Origin of the sequence: Chryseobacterium sp. c4a (assembly GCF_009900745.1) — a bacterium.
Lineage (GTDB): Bacteria > Bacteroidota > Bacteroidia > Flavobacteriales > Weeksellaceae > Chryseobacterium.
This window is the reverse complement of sequence record NZ_WXVU01000008.1, coordinates 29,865-48,833: the sequence shown is the minus strand read 5'-3', so window position 1 is coordinate 48,833 and position 18,969 is coordinate 29,865. Positions and strand designations below refer to the sequence as shown.

The following is an 18,969-nucleotide window of genomic DNA, read 5'->3' as shown; positions in this document are numbered from 1 at the left end:
ATAAATGATAGAAAAAATGCAGCTGTATGATATGGCTGCATTTTTTATTGATTGTGGGTAACATTGAAACTAATCTAAATAATCGTGAGGATAGGTAGTCTGCCCGAATTTTCTGTCGATTTCTTTTAATAAGGCTACCCTTTCCGGAGTCATTTCAGGGACAGGTAAAAACTCTCCCGGTTTTGCTGGAACTCCTATTTCTCTGAATACCTCTTCAAGCCCTGCCGGTACCACGGTACACAACATACGGGCATAGCGGTCAGAAACGTTTTTAAAACAATGAACAGAGCCATTCAGTGGGATATTTACAAAACCACCTTCCTTCAGAGTTGTTTTTCCCGCTTCTGTTTTAAACTCCAGTTCGCCTTCCATAAGATAAAACATTTCCTGGGTAGCAGGATGGGCATGAGGAGGAGGCCCGCCACCCGGAGGTACCAGCATTTCTATAACAGCATAGGCATTGTTGGTTGTTTCTCCTGAAACTACGATCCGGTAATTTCCGCCTGCGACACCAAGTGTTTCTCCTTGGTCGTGACTTACAATACTGATATTACTTTCCATAAGATGACATTTTAATGTGTTATTTTATCGATTTGATTACCACTGTACATACCACCATCATAATAAGGAGAACGGGTATCTGTAACAAACAGAACAAGCTCTGCATTATCCTGGGTATTAAAACTGATAGATTCTCCTTTCACAAATACACTTTCACCTTTGCTTAGACTCATAGTATCGTTCACTTTCAGGCTGCCTTGAAAAACATACAAAAGAGCTCCAAAGTCTTCTCCGAATGCTTCCGGAAGTGAAAAATCCTGTCCTGGAGTAATCTGCATATCATATATCCAGGTGTTACTGCTTAATTGAAGCTTCGTTTTGGAAGCATCGGGGGAAGCGATTAACCTCCATTGATTCATGCTATGAACCTCATCTAACTCCTGAAAAATAACTTCCGGTTGAGCATCTTTTTCTCCGGGACGGATGAAGATCTGAAGTCCTTCCTGCTCATCCAATATAGCCTCTTCGTGATAGAAAAGCTGACCAGCCTTCATCAGCATCAAACGGTTAGGCGTAATGAATTCAGTAAAACCTTCCGAGTCTGTATGCTTTACTCTTCCAGTTCTGAAGTAGGAAAGAATATCATCGTTGATATGGGGATGCATTTTGATCACTGCTCCTCCATGAATATGAGCCTGATCAATACGTCCGATGCTGTAATATCCTGTATCATCGTCTGTAAGGTCTAATCCGGGATATAGGATGGAGATGTGGGCATTGCCCATTTTTTTAGAATTATCTATTTTCTTCAACATGTTTTTTAATTTTAATAAGGAAATTAAACAAACTGCCCGATCTTGGAGATTACCTCTTCAAATATGATCTGTACTGCTTTTTCTCCATCTTCCGTTGCCCAGCTGTCGATCATATCAGCAACAAGTTGGTTAATGGTCGTAGTGCGGACTCCGGCATTTTCCCAGGTGTTTTGAGCCACATCATCTGCGATCTGAGTAGGAGAACCTCCTGCATCTATCACCACCTGTACATCAAACCCTTCTTCTACCATAGATCGGGAAGGATATACAACACATACATCGTGGGTAAGTCCGGCCATGATTACATTTTTTCGACTTCCGGCAGCTTCCAGAACTGCTTTTTTGAAGTTTTCATCATTCCAAGCGTTGGTTATTCCTTCACGCTTTATCCTTTGAGCATATTCATCAGGTAAAATTTCTTTGATCTCCGGAATCAGCATTCCTTGTGCACGATCTTCCTGGCTGCTTGTTAAGACTACAGGAATATTCAGGGCTTTTGCAATTCTTGCCAATGCTATAGTTCTGCTGATAATCATTTCTTTTGGTCTGTTGGCACACCATTGCAGAGTTCCTGTTTGGTGGTCAATAAGTAGCATAACCGTATCTTCTTTTCTAAAATGTTTCATTGTATATAAATTTAGGGTTTACAATTATTGGGTGGCATACCCCATTGTTAATTTTATCTTTAGGGTTATTGATTTGATAAATTGTAAAACACTAAATTAATTGATAAATCATATATCTAAAAGGGCTGTAAGTAATGTGTTTTGGTCAGATAGTAATATGGTGATAGCTTTACATTATTATTTTAAACATACTGTTGGATTCCCTGAATGTAATGACGGTATTCAGAGGGATTCGTTTCTGAATATTTTTTAAAATATTTTCCAAATGTACTCTGGTCAGGAAAATTTAAATGTTCGGCAATGGTTCCGATGCTCATTTCTTCCTTTTGAAGCATTATTTTGGCTTCCAGTATAATCTGGTGTTGTATCCATTCTCCCGGGGTGCGTCCGGTTTCTTTACGGATAACCTGGCTGAGATATTTAGGGTGAATATTCAGGAGATCTGCATAGAACTGTAATTCTCTTTCCTGGGTCGCATACTCTGTTACCGCTTTTCTGAATCGAAGACTAAGGCTATTTGTAGATGGAGTGATATTTCCCTGTTCCGTACGGATATCAGCTGTAATATTAACCAGAGAATATACAGAACCATGTACAATTTCTTTATGGAAAATAGATCGAGGCGGAGTATAGGAGCTAATCAATTTAAATATAGATTTGATATGCTCGGCTTCTTTCTTTCTAAGCTGAACAATAAAAGTTCCATTTCCAGACAGATTCGAAAATCCCTTAAGGATATTACTTTCGATGATCTTTTCCTGTAAGAAATCTTCAGAAATCAGAATGCTTTCCGCTTTATAGGGAAGTTCCGGCATTTCCCAGTTTTTGATGGAAACCGGGTCTGCAAACACTATTGCAGGTGCTTTTACCTCATGACGGATGAGGTTGCTGTGAATCACAAGTTCTCCCTCTTTTAAAAATCCTATACAATAATAATTGGAACGGTAAGGCTCGGTGAGGCTTTCTGAAATTCTGAAATCCGGGACATGTATATACCCTTCCTGAAGAGCAAGGTCTTTGAAATTATCAGTTAAATGCTGTAGAGAAACCTCTTTTATACTTTCCATAAATTAAACCTCTTAGAAGAAAGATCCTAATGATATTAAAGATACAAATTTCGCTATAAAGTAATCCTTTTTAAGAATTTGAAAATATACATTTCCGAACAAATTTTGTTTTTTATTAAATTAATAGGTGTTGTGTATAATTTTTTTCATTCTTTAAATCAGTTTGTTATGAAAAATATTGCGTTTTTTTAAAAAATAGATGCAAGATTTCTGGAAAATGAGATTTATATCAATGAGTACTCGAAATAATTAATGTTTAATGAAAAAAATAATGCAATGAAAAAATTTACAGTATCTCAATTTTTAACCGCTATTTTACTTGTATTCGCAGGTTTTACTTTCTATTCATGTAGTGTTGATGGCCCGGAAATAAGACCGGTAAAGCTGGAAGATGTGAATGGAAATTATAAAGGAAGACTGATTACGATACAGGGAGAGCGTAAGACAGAAACAATAAAGAATTTTAAAGTAAAAAAGGATACGATCATGTTTTCTGAATTTCCAATAGAAGAAATTGTGAAAACCGTAGTAAAAGACCCTGTAAAAGCGGAAACAGCAATGAAGGCGATAGGAAAGGTGAAATATAATATTCAATACAAAGCTTCACTAAATACAGCCAGCAATGTAATCGAATTGTCCTTAGCTCCTAAGCCTCTGGAAGTTTTGATTCCAGTAGATGGAGGAACTAAAAAGGCAGAAGTGCTATTAGCCGCTAAACAGAAAGGGTTTTATGTAGGGATGGACGGGTCGCTAAGATTTGTGGTTACAGCAGATAAAATTACCGTAGATGGAACAGTACTTGCCCCTTACGAGACGATTGGTTATAATTTTCCGTTCTGCGTAAAATATTAATTAATGGTTATTAATAGAAATAGATTGTATTTATACGATGCAGTCTATTTTTGCCCTACAATTTAAAAGAATATATCGTATACTGGCGCAGGACATGGGAGAAAGTAAAGAACAGATTTTGGTAAACCGCCTTCTGCAGAAGGAGGAAGCCGCCTGGAAGGAGCTTTTTGGAGCTTATTCAGGTAATCTGGCCTATGTATGCTCCCGATACATCACTGAAAAAGAGGATGTGCATGATGTACTTCAAAATAGTTTTATCAAAATGTTCCGCTCGATAGAATCATTTGAATACAGAGGTGAAGGCTCCCTTAGGGCATGGATGAGTCGTATTACAGTAAACGAATCCCTGAAACACATCAGGCAGAAAGGAGATTTTAAATCTTCCGTTGAAGTAGATGATCTTCCGGATCTAGCGAATGAAGAGGAACCCGATTTTGAAGAAATGCCAAAAGAAGATATTATGGATTTAATCCGTTCTCTTCCAGATGGATATAGAACAGTTTTCAACCTTTACGTATTTGAAAAGAAAAGTCATAAGGACATTGCTTTATTGCTGGGAATTGCAGAAAATTCTTCAGCATCACAGTTTCATCGCGCAAAAGGGTTGTTGGTTCAGAAAATAAAGGAATTTAAAATGTCAAAAAAAGCACAATATGAATAACGAATGGCTCAATACCCTGCGAAGCAGAATGGAGAACCATGAAGAAGAGGTTCCGGAAGGATTGTGGGATGACATTAAAGATGAATTATTTTCTCAGGAAGAGGACAATAAGCAGGTAATAGGGTTTATTCCTGCAATAGATGCTGAGAATGAAGGAAAAAAGATAGCAGAAGATACCAAAAGTAAGTCCTGGCTGTACCGTATTGGAGGTATTGCAGCGGCAGCAGTTTTGATTTTTGTGATGATAAAGGTATTGCCGGAGGATGATCAGAAGAAATTCTCGCAAAACTCAATAGATTCTAATAAAGAAATAGAGAAAAATCTGCCTTTGAAACATGGAGAACCAGAAAAAAAGATAGGCACAAAAGAGGAGGCAAAGGCGGATGTTTCTTTAGCTCAAAATAATGCTGACAGGGGAAATCTTTCTGCAAAAAATGTAAAATATACTACATCCGAGCAGGTGAGAAACACAATAATAGCAAATCGGGAAAATGATCAGGCTACAATCAAAGTACCTGAAGTCATAGGATCTGTATCTGCTTATGAGGAAAATAAACCAAAGGAAATGTCTTTGGCTGATGATAAAATAAAAAATGAAGTTGTTGATAAAGAGGTAAATAAGGCAGGAAATGAATGGCCTGAAAAATATGCAGATAATACAAAGGCAAAGATAAAGTCCAAATCAGAAAAGAAATGGATGCTCAGTATGCTTACAGGAAATGCGTCTTCCAATTCAGCGGAACAACAGTTCCATGGCTATGCCTCCGTTAATGGAAAGCCAATGAACTTTGAACAAGTATGGAGTGCTTCTGAATATGTAGATGATCCTTTAACGCAAGTACTGCTGGCCAATCAGAGCAAGCCGGTAGAAGCGAGGATCAGACATAAAATTCCGGTAACATTCGGGTTGTCTTTGTATTATAATCTGGGTAAAAAATGGGGAATAGGAACAGGAGTGAATTATACCAAACTAGCCTCAGAACTCCATTCAGGAAGTAATGATAATTATATTAAAGGAGAGCAGGTGGTGCATTATATCGGAATCCCTGTTCAGATTAATTATAATGTCATTCAGAAAGGAAGGTTTACAGGATATGTTACTGGTGGAGCGATGTTGGAAAAGCCTATATCAGGAAGTGTTACCACAAGTTATGTGGTGCATGATGAGGTGAGGGAAACATCAAAAGAGAATATGGAACATAAGCCGCTGTCGTTTTCGGTGAATACTGCAGTTGGGCTTCAAGTGAAGGTGGTTAATAGAGTAGGGATTTATGCAGAACCGGGGATTGGATATCATTTCAAAGATGAAGATTCACCCAACACCATTTATAAAGAAAAGCCCCTGCATTTTAATGTGAAGTTTGGGATCAGATTGTTGATTGATTAATGCTGAGATTTTTAAAATAGAAATCAACCTTAAATGTCAATATATATGAAAACAAAACTGATTTTTTTAACATTTTTATTATTCAACCTTCTGATGGTAAGAGCACAATGTAACCCTACCATTACCAGCCCTAGATTAGGAGCTATATTTGCGGATAAGATACTGTTCTGTGATACGGAGGATGAGATCCTTTCCACTACGCAAACGTATTCTTCTTATCAATGGTATAAACAGGAATGGACTTGGCAGACTCCTAATAACAACCCCTGGGTAGCAATACCAGGAGCTACAGCTCAGCAGCTAACCATCAATGGAAATGACCAGTTGTATTATTTTAAAGTAGCAGTTACCGAAGGAGATTGCACGGCAGAAAGTCCGGCAGTGATGGCAGATGGATATGTTTATGGCCTTCCGGCAATGATGTCTACGTTTCTTCCGGGAACTTATGAAATTGTAGATGGTGGAGTTGTACATGTATGCACGGAAGCACCTGTAAAATTTGATGATGTATTTCCTGTGGTGTATGGGCCTCATACATGGTTTAAATGTGTTCCCACGACCACAGCACCCTTTACCGGAGATCCTTGTGTGATTCCTAATGTGACTGGAGATAGCTATACTACTTCTCAGCCTGGCGTATATGGATTTTATGCCTGCACAGAATATTGCCCTACTCAGTGCCAAATGTTAGACCCATTTACTTTTGTAGAGCTTCAATATGATAACTGGGAATTTTGTGGGGGACTAGGAACAGGAGAAGTAAAACAAAAAGAAAATAAATTAAATATATACCCGAATCCTACCACACAGTTCCTTTATATTGGAAAAGAATCAGAACAATATAATGAGATAACAATCATGGATATGTCAGGAAAATTAGTTCTAAAGAAAAATGATCATCAGTACAAGCAGGGAATTGATGTAAGCCATTTAGTACCTGGAAACTATATCATTGTTTCCAAAAGCACTAAGGGAGAGGTCTATAGAAATAAATTTATAAAAAAATAAAGGATTAAATAATCTTTTCGTTAGTTTTTAATAGTGGTTAAATCGGCACAATCTGTTTTGTGCCGATTTTATTTTGTACCGGTTTATATTGATACACAAAACCAGGCCCAATCATGAACCTGGTAAAAAAAATAAAGATGTTAGTTGGTTATTGTTATTTGTAGAGTCTTCCTTTCAGCCTACTCAGAGATTCCTGTGATATTCCCAGATAATTAGCCACCATTCTGTTAGAAAGCCTTTGTACTACAGCCGGATTCTGTTCCAGAAGATGTTTATATCTCTCTGTGGCATCCATTGTTAAGAAGCTCATCAAATGACGGGTATTATTGACATAAGCATTTTCGAGGTAATAGATATAAAACTTTTCCCATCCCGGAACCCTGCTTAGAAGACTTTGAAAGTCCCTGAAATAAATATAAAGTAACTCTGTACTTTCCAGTGCCTGGATATATTCTTCAGAGCCTTCACCCGTAATTAATCCCACAAGATTACTGGCAAAATTATTCTCAAAAGCAATATATCTTGTAGCCTCAGTACCATCAGCTTGTAAAAAATAAATTCTGAGGCATCCTTTTACTACAAAATATATCCTGGAAGAATGTTCCTTTTCATTCAGAAGAATTTCTTCTTTTTTGATCTTGAAGTCCTTAAAGTAAGACAGAACAGTTTCCATCCCTTCTTCATCAATTGATGTGACTTGAGAAATTTTTTCAGCCAATAATGAATACATGATAGAAGTATTAGTGATTATAATTTGCAATTCTGATCTGGTGTTCAGCAGCTCCCCATTCCTTTTTAAAATACTGTGAAAACAGCATATTAACTTCATGTTCACAAAAAAGCAGGATGATAAAGCTTTCATTCTCTCGAATAAGACTCTTTTTGAAAAGATGAAGTACCCGCTCGGGACTGAAAGGATAAATAATGTGATAGTTGAGCGGGTAGCTTCCATCAATATCCGGGAAAAATTCCCCTGTATTTTTACTATAGATAAAGCTGTTTACCGTATTGGTAAAGGGAAGACTTCTGTTGAATTGATAAAAAAATGCCTGTGCATCAGTATTACCAATAAGGTAAAAATTATCTGCATTCAACCCCTGAATAATGATTTCTTCAGGATCCAAATACCGGATCATCTGCCCTGATGACAAATTTTCAAGCCATTCTTCATTGCCTTTCCGCTCATAAATGATAATTTCTACAGTGTTGCGTACCACATCATAATTCCATAAAGTAGATCTGATGAGTAGGGTATTTTCCTGCTCCTCATCTCCGGTTAATAAAGGAAAAATGTATCCCGGATTTCTATCCATATCCAATTCTATATAAAAAGGGACTTTGAGCTTAATATGCCATGCTGTAGAGGTGAGTTTTTTTGAAGAAATAATCTCACCACTGTTGATATTAGTTAATTCTGATTTCATTTTGTGACCATTTTGGAGTGAGTATTGTTTTAAAATCAAATATTAATGAGCATCTGCAGGGATTTCTGTTTTTTTCTTTTTAAATCCTTGAAGCAGTACAAACGGAATACAGCAAAGCATGGCAATCCCAAGATATTGGTAAGCATCTGTGAATCCCATTAGCATCGCCTGCTTATTGATGATTTTATCTATAGCATGTAAAGCCATTTCAGAAGCATCAGAATGAGAAAAACCTTTACCCATGAAGCTTGAAATATAATCCTGTGTTCTTTCCCAATAAGGAGAACCATATTCATTGATGTTTTCCAGTAGATAATTTCTATGTTGTCCTTTCCCAATATGCACTGTGGTTGCGAGTCCTGCAATTCCAAAAGAACCTCCCAGTTGACGCATCATATTGTATAATCCTGCTCCCTGACCGATTTCCGGCCCCTTTAGGTCTTTAATTGCTAATGTAATCAGTGGAACAAATAAAAGCCCAATTCCGATTCCTCTAAAATAAAGTGGAAAGTAGAAATCTGTATTTCCGGAAGCTAATGTTGCTTTGCTCATAATCATCGGGAATATAAAGAAGCAAAGGAATCCGGCAATTACAAAAAGCTGTGGTGGAACTCCTTTTTTCAATAGTTTTCCTACGGTTGGCATCAGTGCAATTGTAAAGATCTGGCCGGGAAGCAATAAAAATCCTGTTTGTTGTGCTGAAAAACCTAATAAACTCTGGCAAAACTGAGGAAATATAAATACCGATCCATATAATCCTATTCCAAAAAGAAATGAGGTAACCATTCCGGCAGAAAAACTTCTGTACCTGAATAATTTAAGATTTACAACAGGATGCTCCGTCGTTGTTTCCCGCCAGATGAATAATAAAATCCCAATTACTGAAGTCACACAAAGGACTGTGATATAATTGGTGGCAAACCAGTCTTTTTCTTCTCCTTTTTCAAGGACAGTCTGTAAACTTCCTACAGCAATAGTCAGCAACAGAATTCCCCACCAGTCGACAGGTTTCCCCGTACTTTCCTTAGGCGTTGCTCTCACGTACTGATAGGTAAGAATAGCCGCTAAAATTCCCAAAGGAAGATTGATATAAAATACCCACGGCCATGATAAATGATCCGTAAGATATCCTCCTAATGCAGGAGCCACTGTAGGCCCTACCACTGCACCAAAACCGAATATGGCGGTTGCAGTACCTCTCTCTTCAGGCGGCCAGGTTTCTAATAAAATAGCCTGTGCAGTAGAAATTAAACCTCCGCCGGCTAATCCTTGTAAAATTCTGAAAGCCACCAGTTCTACCAGGGTATGCGAGTTTCCGCAAAGCATGGATGCAATGGTAAAAAGAATAATGGAAAACAGAAAATAATTCTTTCTTCCAAATCGGCTTCCCAGCCATCCGGACATGGGCAAAATAATGACATTGGCAACAGCATAACCAGTAGAAACCCAGGCAACATCTTCTAATATGGCACCCATATTTCCTTGAATATGAGGGATCGCAACGTTCACAATGGTGGTATCTAAAAATTCAAGCATACATGACAGTACCATCGTAAACGTGATCACCCATTTTCTAAATCCTTTCTCAGCCATCATGTTGAGTTATTTAGTTAATACACTTACCTCCACATTCATCCCCGGACGAATCTTTTTAAGCAGTTCTGGAGTAGCGGTTATTTTTATTTTCACAGGAATACGTTGTACCACCTTTACGAAGTTACCTGTCGCATTATCAGGAGGTAGCAGAGACATTTTGGCTCCTGTAGTTCCTGCAAAATTGTGTACAACTCCTTGTATAGGTTCATTAGGATAGGCATCCACAATAATTTCAGCCTTTTGCCCTGCACGAATGTGTTGCATTTGTGTTTCTTTAAAATTGGCTGTTACATAAAGATTGTTTTCATCCACAACAGCAAATAAAGTTTGCCCGGCTTGAAGCAATTGTCCCATTTGTACCCGACGCTTTGTTACAATTCCTGAAACAGGTGCTTTAATGGTAGTGTAGGAGAGAAGTAGTTTAGCATAATCTACATCAACCTGTTGTTGGCCTGTGGCAGTGTTTGTTACAATCAATTCAGATTGGCTGTTTCCAATCTGAGCAACGGCTGTTTTGTATTGTTCTTCGGCAGATTGTAGAGCCGCTTCAGCAATTTGACGGTCTGCTTTGGCTTTGTCGAAAGTTTGTTGCGGAATAGATCCATTTTTAATCAAAGCTGCATAACGATCATAATCCTGGTTAGCCTGCCATAATTTAGCTTTTGCCTCATCTACTTTAGCTTTATATCCCAATGATGCAGAATGAGTTGTTGAAACCTGAGTCTTTGAAACTCCTATTTTTGAACCTGCAGTTTTCTGAGCTGCAATAGCCTGTTCCAGTTTCAGACGGTATTCATGATCTTCTAATTTGACCAAAACCTGCCCCTTGCTTACTCGTTGATTGTCCTCAAATCCAATAGAGTCGATGTAGCCGCCAACACGAGTGACTACAGCGCTGAGGTCACCGTCTATTTGGGCATCATCTGTATCTTCATGGCTTTGGTGGTAAAAATATTGTTTAATTCCAAAAATACTTCCTGCAACAATCACGATCAGAAGGATGACGGGAACGATGTATTTTTTTTGTTTTGAAGACGTAGCTTCCATAGTATTGTTAGTATTAATAGTTGTTATTATTGAGTAATCGTTGAAATTTTTCCTGAAACTTTCAGAAGGTTATACCATGCTACAGAAGCTTCAGCACGCGCAATTTCTAAATCGGTAAGAGCTTGATAAAGTTTAGCATCTGCATCAATACGGTCTGTAACAGTGGTGACATTGTTTTTGTAACGGTCTGCCTGCATACGGTCATTTTCTGTAGCTTCCTCGATAGAGGAGTGGAGAAGATTAACTTTGTTTAAGGATCTGACATACAGTTGATAAGCCTGATTGACTTCAGTGCGGATTTTGTCTGTCCAGATATTCTTTTCTATTGAAGTATGTTTTTTATTGATTTCAACTTCAGATAATTTATTTTTATTCATCCATAAGGTGGAAAAATCCCATGAAACGGTTGCACCCAAAGAAAAAGGAGCGATAAAAGTTCCATTAGAAGGAATAAAAGTAGAACCTGCATGGTTGTACCCTATCCCTGTACCTACGGATAATTTGGGAAGTTCATCAGCTTTCAGAGTCTTAAATGAAAAATCGTGAACTTTAGATTGCAGGGTATTTTGTTCCAATTCTTTTCTTTGAGAGAAAGCCATATTCAGATATTCTTCCAAAGAAAAAGGTGTTTCTTCTTTTAAAAGCACCGAATCAGTCTGTAAGTCAAGATTGTCCGGAAGTCCAAGCAGGACATTCATATTATAGCATACAATTTTGCGGTTGGCCTCAAGGTCTGAGGCAGTGATCTCTATTCCGGATCTTTGAAGTTTAAATCGAAGGACATCATTTTTAGTAACAATGCCATGGCGGTAAAACTGTTCCGCTTGTTGGATAAGGGTATCTACTGCGGCTAGATTTTGTTGTACAATTTTTTGGCTTTGAGAAATTTTGTACAGTTCAAAATACATTTGTACAGCAGTGTAAATCACCTCATCCTCAGTAAGAGTAACATTCGTTTTCGCAATTTCAGAAAGGAGGAGTGTGGACTGTCTTGCATACTTCAGTTTAAAACCATTGAAAATAGTTTCATTGAGTGAAGCATTTCCTACATAAGATTCGGCTCTTTTAGGAAGGATCCAGTCAAGAGATCCCAATTTAATATGGTTAGCGATATTTTCAGTGTGAGAAAATGTTCCGCTGACGCTTCCCGTAGGAAGAGACTGATCTTTTGCCTGGTGATATTTATTGATGGCAAGATCTACAGATGTTCGTTTCAATTTGAGAGCATTACTGTTGGAAAGAGCCATTTCTACCGTTTGATTTAAGGTTAATAAACGAGTTTGTGCGTAAATACCGGGAATACTCATACTTGTGGCTATACATAGCAGGAGTGGTTTCCAGAGAATTTTATTAATTAATGTTTTCATTTGTTTTTAAGGCATAGCTCCGCCAGGCAGGCGGTTTGCTTGCTTATGAGATTAGTTATTATGAATAAGATTTAGTGTGTTTCGTGATTGTAGGGAAGAACCAATACAGGAATAGTAGAGTGGCGGATGATATATTCTGCAGTACTGCCGCTGATGAGGTGATCTAGCCCGGTTCTTCCATGAGTCCCCACAATTAATAGATCTGCCAGGTTGTGTGCCATAAACTGAATGATCTGTTCTTGAGGATCTCCATTGAGTATTGTCGTTGAATGCTCCACCAAGCTGTACTTTTCTGTGATTTGTTTTATTTTACCCATTTGCCTTTCCATAGTATCATCATTTTCTATAGAAGTATTAGCTAATGAAGCATTGAGGATAGCTGTATTATTTCTTACCAGTAACAGCTTTACCGTAGCATTAAAGAAGACGGCTAGTTCAAACCCCCGGGTAGCAATTCGTGGAGAAAAAATACTTTCATCCAAGGCGATGACTATTGATTGAATGTTCATAGTTTATATTTAAAATCATGTTGCAAAATTCCGCTATTCATGGAATGAAAACTTTGACCTGAGTTAAAAAACGACCTTATAATGATTGTTTTTTATGCAACCCAGCCTGATCTTCCGATTCGCCAGATTTCCAATAAGATACAGCATGCAGAGCACGAGGCTCAAGAGAAGGGTCTGCTTTAAAATAATCACGAAGTTCCTTTACTGTAGAATATTCTGCAGCCACATACACGTATTTTCTCTGCTCATTCTCTGGAAATTTAAACTGTTTAGCCAGCTCTGCAAGCTTGCTTCCTTTTTCAGGTGTTGCATTATAAAGCCATTCAATATCTACATTGGCTGCAGAGCAGGAGAGTATTTCATCTTCCTTTCCGAAGATTTCCATAAGTACTTTTACATTTACTCCTTCAGGAAGTTGTTCTACAATGGCACTGATAACGGGTAGGGCAGTGGCATCACCTACCAAGAAATAAGAATCTGCTTCAGGAACCAAAGGCCTGGTACTTTCTTTCATCCCTATCCCTAAAAAATCTCCTTCCTGCACTTTTAATGCCCATGCGGATGCCGGGCCATTGTCTCCATGTGCTACAAAGTCAATACTCAGTTCTCTGTTTTCAAGATCAATTTTTCTGTTGGTATAAGTTCTTACGGTTTCTTGGGTATCTGTCTCATTTGTAGGGATAAATATTTTGTTATTTGAACCTGATTTTACATTAGTGAGCATTTCTGCTTGATTATCATTAATATTGAAAATAACCCTTATAAAATGGGGGGTAATATACTCCTTATGTTTCACATGAAACACTGAACGTATTTTTTTTGTTTCGGTTGAATTCATTTTGGTGTAATTTTTATTGTAAGACATTTATTTTTAATAAATTATCTGAAGTATGTTTTTGTCGATATTCGATGATATCTTCTATGGATAAAACCATCAAATCATGCTTTAATGCAAAAACTACAATCTGTGGAAATCGGGACATCGTTCCATCATCATTCATCAGTTCACATAGAACAGACATTGGTTTTAATCCTGCCAGGCGCATAAGGTCTATACTTCCTTCTGTATGTCCGTTTCTTCCCAATACACCATCATTGTGTGCTCTTAAAGGAAATATATGGCCGGGACGAACCAGGTCTTCAGGTTGTGCATCTTCAGCAAAGGCTGCTTTTACTGTTGCAATTCTGTCTGCTGCTGATAACCCAGTTGTAGCTCCTTTTCTAGCATCTACTGAAACAGTAAAAGGCGTTTGATACGGACTTGAATTATCATTTACCATATATGGAAGTTCCAATTCATCAGCTTTTTCATGAGTAAGGCACAGACAAACTACACCGCTGCAATATCGGATCATTTGAATCATATCTTCTTCGTTTATATGTTCCGCAGAAAATATAAGGTCTCCTTCATTTTCTCTGTCTTCATTATCGATAAGGAGTACACCTTTGCCAACTTGCAATTCTTCTATTGCATTTTCAACTCGTGTTTTGGAATTTGCGCCAAATATTTTTAACATATTTTCCATAAATAAATTTTTAAATTGTGTAGAGTACCCAATGGGTTATCTGTTTCTTTGTAGTTGTATAATGGTGAGTGATTTGATAATCCTCAACCCGTAATTCAAATTAATAATGCAAAATTGGACATGTGAGGAATGAAAAACTTTGACTTAGGTCAAAAAAGAAAGGATCATCCTAATTTTTAAATTCCAATGTTTCCATTTCATGATAAACAGTAGTCGCCCAAAAGTCTAATTCCCATTCCTTTTTGCGGATTACTTCAAGTGAATATTCACCTTTGTAATAATTTTTGATAAGTTCTTTGCGTTGAAACTCTATCAATTGAAGTTCAATATTGAAATAGTTCTTCCGCCATTCTACTCTGTCGACAGGTTCGGAAGTTTCCACATGGAATAACTCAGTTTCTTCTTTTTTTAATTTTTCAATCATTCCCGAAACAATCCCTTCAGCGATGGAGTGATCCCACTTTTTATTTTCCAGGAAAGAGAGTGATTGATCAATTAAGAGAATATTCAATTCTTTTTCATTCTTTTCATCCTCTTCAGTAGGTTTTATAAGTTTGATGAGATTAGGTAAAGTCAGCCCTTGTATTAATAATGTGAAAATAATCACAACAAATGTGATAAAGAGGATAGTACTTCTTTGGGATATCACCACTCCATCATTATCTTGTAAAGGCATTGCTAATGCTGCAGCTAAGGATACTACACCTCTCATTCCTGACCATGATAAGATGATGTATTCCTTTTTTGTCTGCGAAAAGAAGCCTGTTTCTTTTGTTACTTTATTCCCTGAAAATAAAGGAAATGTAAAAATGACGAACAACCTGATCATGATAAGAACTCCGAAAATAAGAAGGCCGTACAGAATTAAAACGGGGATCTCAGCATGTGGAATATCTGCAATGATCTGAGGAAGCTGCATACCCAGGATTAGAAATACCAGTCCGTTGAGTACGAATACAATGACATCCCAGAAGTTACTCATTTGTATTCTGCTGTTGGCACTGAAAAGAGGAAAAGAATTCCATGACAGAAACATTCCTAATACCACAACGGCAAGTACTCCGGAGCATTCTAAATGTTCAGCCATGCTATACGTTGCAAATGGTAATAAAATGATGACAAATGTCTCTGTGTTGCTGTTTCCGTTCAAAAATCTGTGCAGTTTCAAAAAAGCATAGCCTATGATAAGCCCAACGATAATCCCCCCTAAACTGATGGTTACAAATTGAAATCCTGCATTCCAAAAAGAAAAAACTCCGCTCATGATAGCTATCAAGGCACATTTATAGGCAATAAGAGCAGAAGCATCATTCAACAGGCTTTCCCCTTCAAGTATGGTAACTAATTTTTTAGGTAAAGGAAGTCCTTTTGTAATACTGGTAGCAGCTACAGCATCAGGTGGCGAAATAATGGCTCCTAAAATAAAAGCCAGCGGCCATGTAAAACCTGGAATGATACTATGAGCAATCAATGCAATAATAGTAGTTGTAAGGAACACTAATCCTACAGCTAAAAGGGAAATCTTGGAAAATTCTTTTTTAAATTCCGGAATCGAAGTATTCCATGCGGCATCAAATAAGATGGGTGGTAAAACCACATAGAAAATCATTTCGGGGCTCATATCAATAGAAGGAACCAATCTTGTAAGGCTTAAAATAAGTCCAGCCAATAAAAGTAAAAGGGGAAGTGCTAGTTTAAGTTTTTCTTTTACCGAAATAATGATAATCAGAATAATAGAAATCCATATAATTTTTTCAAGTTCTGCCATGAGTTTTTTATTACGCTGCAAAATTATAATGCTGCAAAAGGCAAAACTTTGATCTGAGTCAAAAAACGACTGATGGAAAAAAGTTATTGTTTAAGAAAAATATTTCGTAATCTGTTTGTTGGTACTGGGGGAATCTGATATATTGCAATTAACATAAATAATCAATGATGTTGTTGAATAGGATAGGAAAGTTCAAGTTTATATTTTTTATTTTGCTCATGTTCTCATGCAAAGATGAACAAAAGAATAACGAGCATGTTGCAGCTCGTATTATTGATCAGAACTTTACGGTTTTGATGGATAATATTTCATATTTTGATATGTCAAAAATCCCTCAAAATAGAGGAAAGAGTGATAGCATAGCTGTTCATCTATATGCAGGAATCGGAACGATGTATTTACAAGAGGCCATTTCCTTATTTAAAGAGAAATTTAAACTAAAACAGGAAAAATTTGAACCTTTATACTTTGGGATCACCCATATTCCGATGAACTCTGTTGATAATTATCCTATTAACTTGGTTAAAGAGATTCCCAAACCAGATAATATTGTACATATTGAGCTCCTAAATTGCCTAATGGATCAATCTGGAAAGTTTGCAACGATTACTGTTGTAAAGAACCGTGGAGGAGGCTCCAAGGTTGAAATTTATTTTTTTAAACAAAGGAATGGGAAGTGGATATTTGATGGAAAAGAGCTTTTAGGATTAGGGTAAAATAAAAGTCATTATATTTATAATACGTCGTCTTTTGGCGTTATGCCTTTGTACTTTTGAAGACAATTAAAACCAAAATCATAAAGTACAATGGCAATCATTAAAAATTCAATGAACGAGTTACAGAATCTAAGTGTAGCTGAGATTTCAGAACTCATAACATCTTTTGAAGATAAAAAACCACAATATGTTCAGCTAATGGGATATTATCCGGGAATTCCTTATGATAAACCTGTTATCTATTATTTATCGGAAACAGCTGTTTCAGAGGATCATTTCAGTATTATTAAACTTACCAACAATGGGCAATACAAATTGGAAGCAGCATTTGGAGATACTGTGGATCTTGCTTATTGTGGTATTAAAGGTGATGGTATTCCCGAAGAAATTAAAAAAGTCAATATAGCTCTGGTAAGGTTACGCGCTATGAATATTAAAAATATTATTCTTTCGGGTCTGTATAAGATTGATGTAGATAAATATGAAAAAATTCAGCTTCAAAGTGATACCAATTATTATTTGAATGGCAGAGTTGAAGCACTTCCAGGAAAATACCCTGAATATGAATTAATCTCCTTTTACAGAACAGTAAACACAACGTTGAATGGTGGGAAAATTAAAGGTAATAAATATAGTTTTAAGGCTGAAAATGAAAGTTATTACAAAATTTGGAAACCTAATGAATCCTATCAGGTGGGTGATTATGTTTATGTAAATAATACGCCTTTGAAAGTGAAAAAAGCTGGAATCTCAGGTGGAGTGAAACCATGGGTATATCCGAATGTACCATGTGAAAAGATAACTCCGGATAAAAAGCCATCTTATTGTAATATAGATTATAAGGAAAATATTCTGATTGAAATGACTGATGGTTCCATTAAATATGAAAGTGTAAACAACCTTGATCTCGGAGAATGGGGATTTGGTATTAAGGTACTTGAAGCTCGTAATTTCATTATAGAAAATGTAGAGATTTCAGAATGTTGGGGAGATGGTATCTATATCAAAGATTCCTATAATGGGAATATTAAAAATGTTATTTGTCTTGATAACCGTAGACAAGGCCTTTCAATCATAGATTGTGACAGTGTTAACGTGGTAGATAGCCAGTTTATTAAAACTAGCGGAACTATCCCGGAAACAGGAATAGATATAGAACCCAATAAAAATCAAAAAGTTAGGAATGTAAACATAGTGAATTGTATTTGTGATCAGAACAATGGTTATGGATTACTGATAACAACTCCGGATGCAACTGCTGGAGTATCCGATGTTAATATTTTGAATTTGGCAACAAGAAATAATGGTCTTGATGGCTTTGCGTGTAAAACAGAAGGAGATGAGTATTCTCATACGATCTTTAATATCAATGTACAAAACCTGGCATCTTCAGGAAATAAAGCATCGCAAATCTTTATTGAAGGAGCAAATGGGGTTAAAGTAAGAAATGGTAGGATTGAAAATGCATTTGACGCTCCTCTGGTTGATTTGTATAAAGTACATAATGTAAAAATCAGTGACCTTGAAATGGTTGGAAATGGAGACGGAATTAAGATTAGAAAAGGAGCTGATAACGTAACTATTGAAGGAAATTACATTGAAACAGTTAAAACATGTATTACAGACGATCATACCAATTTTAAAAAAGAAAATATTACCATTAATAGCAATAACCTAAAGTCAGTACAGCAAAGTGCTATTGATATCTTGGAATATACTTCACTTACCATAACAGATAATGCGATTTTGAGAACCGGCACTGATGGGATCAAAATAGGAAATACAAAACGAGCAATCATTAGTGGTAATAAGACTAATAATGTAGGTTTGGCAAATAATAAAGAGTATGGCCATATTATGATCCAAGGTGAAGCAAGCGAAATTATTTGTGAAAATAACATTTTAGCTAATTATGCAGATCCAACATTTTTGCCAGTAGGAATTATTGCAGAATCTCCACAAATGAATTATTGTACATTCAGAACGTTGCATTCTCATAATAATAGTAACTTCGGCCCGGATAAGATTTTATCCAATTCCACAATAAATGTACAAGATATCAGATAATAAAAGATATTTTATATCTAACTTATAGAGTA

19 protein-coding genes are annotated in these 18,969 nt (G+C 36.7%); 6 read left to right on the top strand and 13 right to left on the bottom strand.

Annotation, left to right across the window (positions count from 1 at the left end; translation table 11 throughout):
* Positions 1 to 69: 69 nt before the first annotated feature.
* From GTR01_RS12295 to GTR01_RS12280, 4 genes are all read right to left on the bottom strand, one after another.
* A complete protein-coding gene (locus tag GTR01_RS12295; RefSeq protein WP_160138136.1) occupies positions 70 to 561 on the bottom strand; it encodes a cupin domain-containing protein in 492 nt (163 codons plus the stop codon).
* An 11-nt stretch (positions 562 to 572) separates the two neighbouring features.
* Positions 573 to 1,316, bottom strand: a complete 744-nt coding sequence (locus tag GTR01_RS12290; protein WP_160138135.1) for a pirin family protein — start codon at positions 1,314 to 1,316, stop codon at positions 573 to 575.
* Between the two features lie 23 nt (positions 1,317 to 1,339).
* Entirely contained in the window at positions 1,340 to 1,942 is a 603-nt protein-coding gene (locus GTR01_RS12285; RefSeq protein ID WP_160138134.1) for an isochorismatase family protein, read from the bottom strand.
* Positions 1,943 to 2,124: 182 nt separating this feature from the next.
* Positions 2,125 to 3,009, bottom strand: a complete 885-nt coding sequence (locus tag GTR01_RS12280; RefSeq protein WP_160138133.1) for a helix-turn-helix domain-containing protein — start codon at positions 3,007 to 3,009, stop codon at positions 2,125 to 2,127.
* Between the two features lie 276 nt (positions 3,010 to 3,285).
* On the opposite strand from GTR01_RS12280, the gene GTR01_RS12275 reads away from it, so the two are divergent.
* The 4 genes from GTR01_RS12275 to GTR01_RS12260 are packed head-to-tail and all read left to right on the top strand — an operon-like array spanning position 3,286 to position 6,917.
* A complete protein-coding gene (locus GTR01_RS12275) occupies positions 3,286 to 3,861 on the top strand; it encodes a DUF4840 domain-containing protein (RefSeq protein ID WP_160138132.1) in 576 nt (191 codons plus the stop codon).
* 37 nt (positions 3,862 to 3,898) lie between these two features.
* Entirely contained in the window at positions 3,899 to 4,522 is a 624-nt protein-coding gene (locus tag GTR01_RS12270; RefSeq protein ID WP_317167599.1) for an RNA polymerase sigma factor, read from the top strand.
* Positions 4,515 to 5,909, top strand: a complete 1,395-nt coding sequence (locus tag GTR01_RS12265) for an outer membrane beta-barrel protein (protein ID WP_160138131.1) — start codon at positions 4,515 to 4,517, stop codon at positions 5,907 to 5,909. Before GTR01_RS12270 ends, GTR01_RS12265 begins: the two co-directional genes overlap by 8 nt.
* A gap of 45 nt (positions 5,910 to 5,954) precedes the next feature.
* On the top strand, positions 5,955 to 6,917 hold the full coding sequence (locus GTR01_RS12260) for a T9SS type A sorting domain-containing protein (RefSeq protein ID WP_160138130.1): 963 nt from the start codon (positions 5,955 to 5,957) through the stop codon (positions 6,915 to 6,917).
* 154 nt (positions 6,918 to 7,071) lie between these two features.
* On the opposite strand, the gene GTR01_RS12255 is transcribed toward GTR01_RS12260, so the two are convergent.
* The 9 genes from GTR01_RS12255 to GTR01_RS12215 form a co-directional block, all read right to left on the bottom strand.
* Entirely contained in the window at positions 7,072 to 7,647 is a 576-nt protein-coding gene (locus tag GTR01_RS12255; RefSeq protein ID WP_160138129.1) for a Crp/Fnr family transcriptional regulator, read from the bottom strand.
* A 10-nt stretch (positions 7,648 to 7,657) separates the two neighbouring features.
* Entirely contained in the window at positions 7,658 to 8,341 is a 684-nt protein-coding gene (locus GTR01_RS12250; protein WP_160138128.1) for a siderophore-interacting protein, read from the bottom strand.
* Between the two features lie 42 nt (positions 8,342 to 8,383).
* Positions 8,384 to 9,937, bottom strand: coding sequence for an MDR family MFS transporter (locus GTR01_RS12245; RefSeq protein WP_317167598.1), 1,554 nt, complete (start codon positions 9,935 to 9,937; stop codon positions 8,384 to 8,386).
* Positions 9,938 to 9,943: 6 nt separating this feature from the next.
* Positions 9,944 to 10,984, bottom strand: a complete 1,041-nt coding sequence (locus GTR01_RS12240; protein WP_160138127.1) for an HlyD family secretion protein — start codon at positions 10,982 to 10,984, stop codon at positions 9,944 to 9,946.
* A gap of 26 nt (positions 10,985 to 11,010) precedes the next feature.
* On the bottom strand, positions 11,011 to 12,351 hold the full coding sequence (locus GTR01_RS12235; protein WP_160138126.1) for a TolC family protein: 1,341 nt from the start codon (positions 12,349 to 12,351) through the stop codon (positions 11,011 to 11,013).
* 71 nt (positions 12,352 to 12,422) lie between these two features.
* A complete protein-coding gene (locus GTR01_RS12230) occupies positions 12,423 to 12,860 on the bottom strand; it encodes a universal stress protein (RefSeq protein ID WP_160138125.1) in 438 nt (145 codons plus the stop codon).
* Positions 12,861 to 12,936: 76 nt separating this feature from the next.
* The gene (locus GTR01_RS12225; RefSeq protein WP_160138124.1) at positions 12,937 to 13,698 is read right to left on the bottom strand and encodes a siderophore-interacting protein; all 762 of its coding nucleotides are present in this window, start codon (positions 13,696 to 13,698) and stop codon (positions 12,937 to 12,939) included.
* A 13-nt stretch (positions 13,699 to 13,711) separates the two neighbouring features.
* Complete coding sequence (gene ribB, locus GTR01_RS12220; RefSeq protein WP_160138123.1) at positions 13,712 to 14,386, bottom strand: 3,4-dihydroxy-2-butanone-4-phosphate synthase; 675 nt, start codon at positions 14,384 to 14,386, stop codon at positions 13,712 to 13,714.
* 169 nt (positions 14,387 to 14,555) lie between these two features.
* A complete protein-coding gene (locus GTR01_RS12215; RefSeq protein ID WP_160138122.1) occupies positions 14,556 to 16,154 on the bottom strand; it encodes a Na+/H+ antiporter in 1,599 nt (532 codons plus the stop codon).
* 218 nt (positions 16,155 to 16,372) lie between these two features.
* On the opposite strand from GTR01_RS12215, the gene GTR01_RS12210 reads away from it, so the two are divergent.
* On the top strand, positions 16,373 to 16,870 hold the full coding sequence (locus GTR01_RS12210) for a hypothetical protein (protein ID WP_160138121.1): 498 nt from the start codon (positions 16,373 to 16,375) through the stop codon (positions 16,868 to 16,870).
* A 111-nt stretch (positions 16,871 to 16,981) separates the two neighbouring features.
* Positions 16,982 to 18,937 carry a right-handed parallel beta-helix repeat-containing protein gene (locus GTR01_RS12205; RefSeq protein ID WP_160138120.1) on the top strand — a complete coding sequence of 652 codons (1,956 nt, stop codon included), beginning with the start codon at positions 16,982 to 16,984 and terminating at the stop codon, positions 18,935 to 18,937.
* Positions 18,938 to 18,969 lie beyond the last annotated feature (32 nt).

What these genes read in the sequence shown, in the direction of transcription:
- GTR01_RS12235 (WP_160138126.1), bottom strand. Translation starts at nt 12,351, where the DNA reads ATGAAAACATTAATTAATAAAATTCTCTGGAAACCACTCCTGCTATGT.
- GTR01_RS12275 (WP_160138132.1), top strand. Translation starts at nt 3,286, where the DNA reads ATGAAAAAATTTACAGTATCTCAATTTTTAACCGCTATTTTACTTGTA.
- GTR01_RS12290 (WP_160138135.1), bottom strand. Translation starts at nt 1,316, where the DNA reads ATGTTGAAGAAAATAGATAATTCTAAAAAAATGGGCAATGCCCACATC.
- GTR01_RS12225 (WP_160138124.1), bottom strand. Translation starts at nt 13,698, where the DNA reads ATGAATTCAACCGAAACAAAAAAAATACGTTCAGTGTTTCATGTGAAA.
- GTR01_RS12255 (WP_160138129.1), bottom strand. Translation starts at nt 7,647, where the DNA reads ATGTATTCATTATTGGCTGAAAAAATTTCTCAAGTCACATCAATTGAT.
- GTR01_RS12295 (WP_160138136.1), bottom strand. Translation starts at nt 561, where the DNA reads ATGGAAAGTAATATCAGTATTGTAAGTCACGACCAAGGAGAAACACTT.
- GTR01_RS12270 (WP_317167599.1), top strand. Translation starts at nt 3,899, where the DNA reads ATGCAGTCTATTTTTGCCCTACAATTTAAAAGAATATATCGTATACTG.
- GTR01_RS12230 (WP_160138125.1), bottom strand. Translation starts at nt 12,860, where the DNA reads ATGAACATTCAATCAATAGTCATCGCCTTGGATGAAAGTATTTTTTCT.
- GTR01_RS12245 (WP_317167598.1), bottom strand. Translation starts at nt 9,937, where the DNA reads ATGATGGCTGAGAAAGGATTTAGAAAATGGGTGATCACGTTTACGATG.
- GTR01_RS12205 (WP_160138120.1), top strand. Translation starts at nt 16,982, where the DNA reads ATGAACGAGTTACAGAATCTAAGTGTAGCTGAGATTTCAGAACTCATA.
- GTR01_RS12260 (WP_160138130.1), top strand. Translation starts at nt 5,955, where the DNA reads ATGAAAACAAAACTGATTTTTTTAACATTTTTATTATTCAACCTTCTG.
- GTR01_RS12250 (WP_160138128.1), bottom strand. Translation starts at nt 8,341, where the DNA reads ATGAAATCAGAATTAACTAATATCAACAGTGGTGAGATTATTTCTTCA.
- GTR01_RS12240 (WP_160138127.1), bottom strand. Translation starts at nt 10,984, where the DNA reads ATGGAAGCTACGTCTTCAAAACAAAAAAAATACATCGTTCCCGTCATC.
- ribB (WP_160138123.1), bottom strand. Translation starts at nt 14,386, where the DNA reads ATGGAAAATATGTTAAAAATATTTGGCGCAAATTCCAAAACACGAGTT.
- GTR01_RS12210 (WP_160138121.1), top strand. Translation starts at nt 16,373, where the DNA reads ATGTTCTCATGCAAAGATGAACAAAAGAATAACGAGCATGTTGCAGCT.
- GTR01_RS12265 (WP_160138131.1), top strand. Translation starts at nt 4,515, where the DNA reads ATGAATAACGAATGGCTCAATACCCTGCGAAGCAGAATGGAGAACCAT.
- GTR01_RS12285 (WP_160138134.1), bottom strand. Translation starts at nt 1,942, where the DNA reads ATGAAACATTTTAGAAAAGAAGATACGGTTATGCTACTTATTGACCAC.
- GTR01_RS12280 (WP_160138133.1), bottom strand. Translation starts at nt 3,009, where the DNA reads ATGGAAAGTATAAAAGAGGTTTCTCTACAGCATTTAACTGATAATTTC.
- GTR01_RS12215 (WP_160138122.1), bottom strand. Translation starts at nt 16,154, where the DNA reads ATGGCAGAACTTGAAAAAATTATATGGATTTCTATTATTCTGATTATC.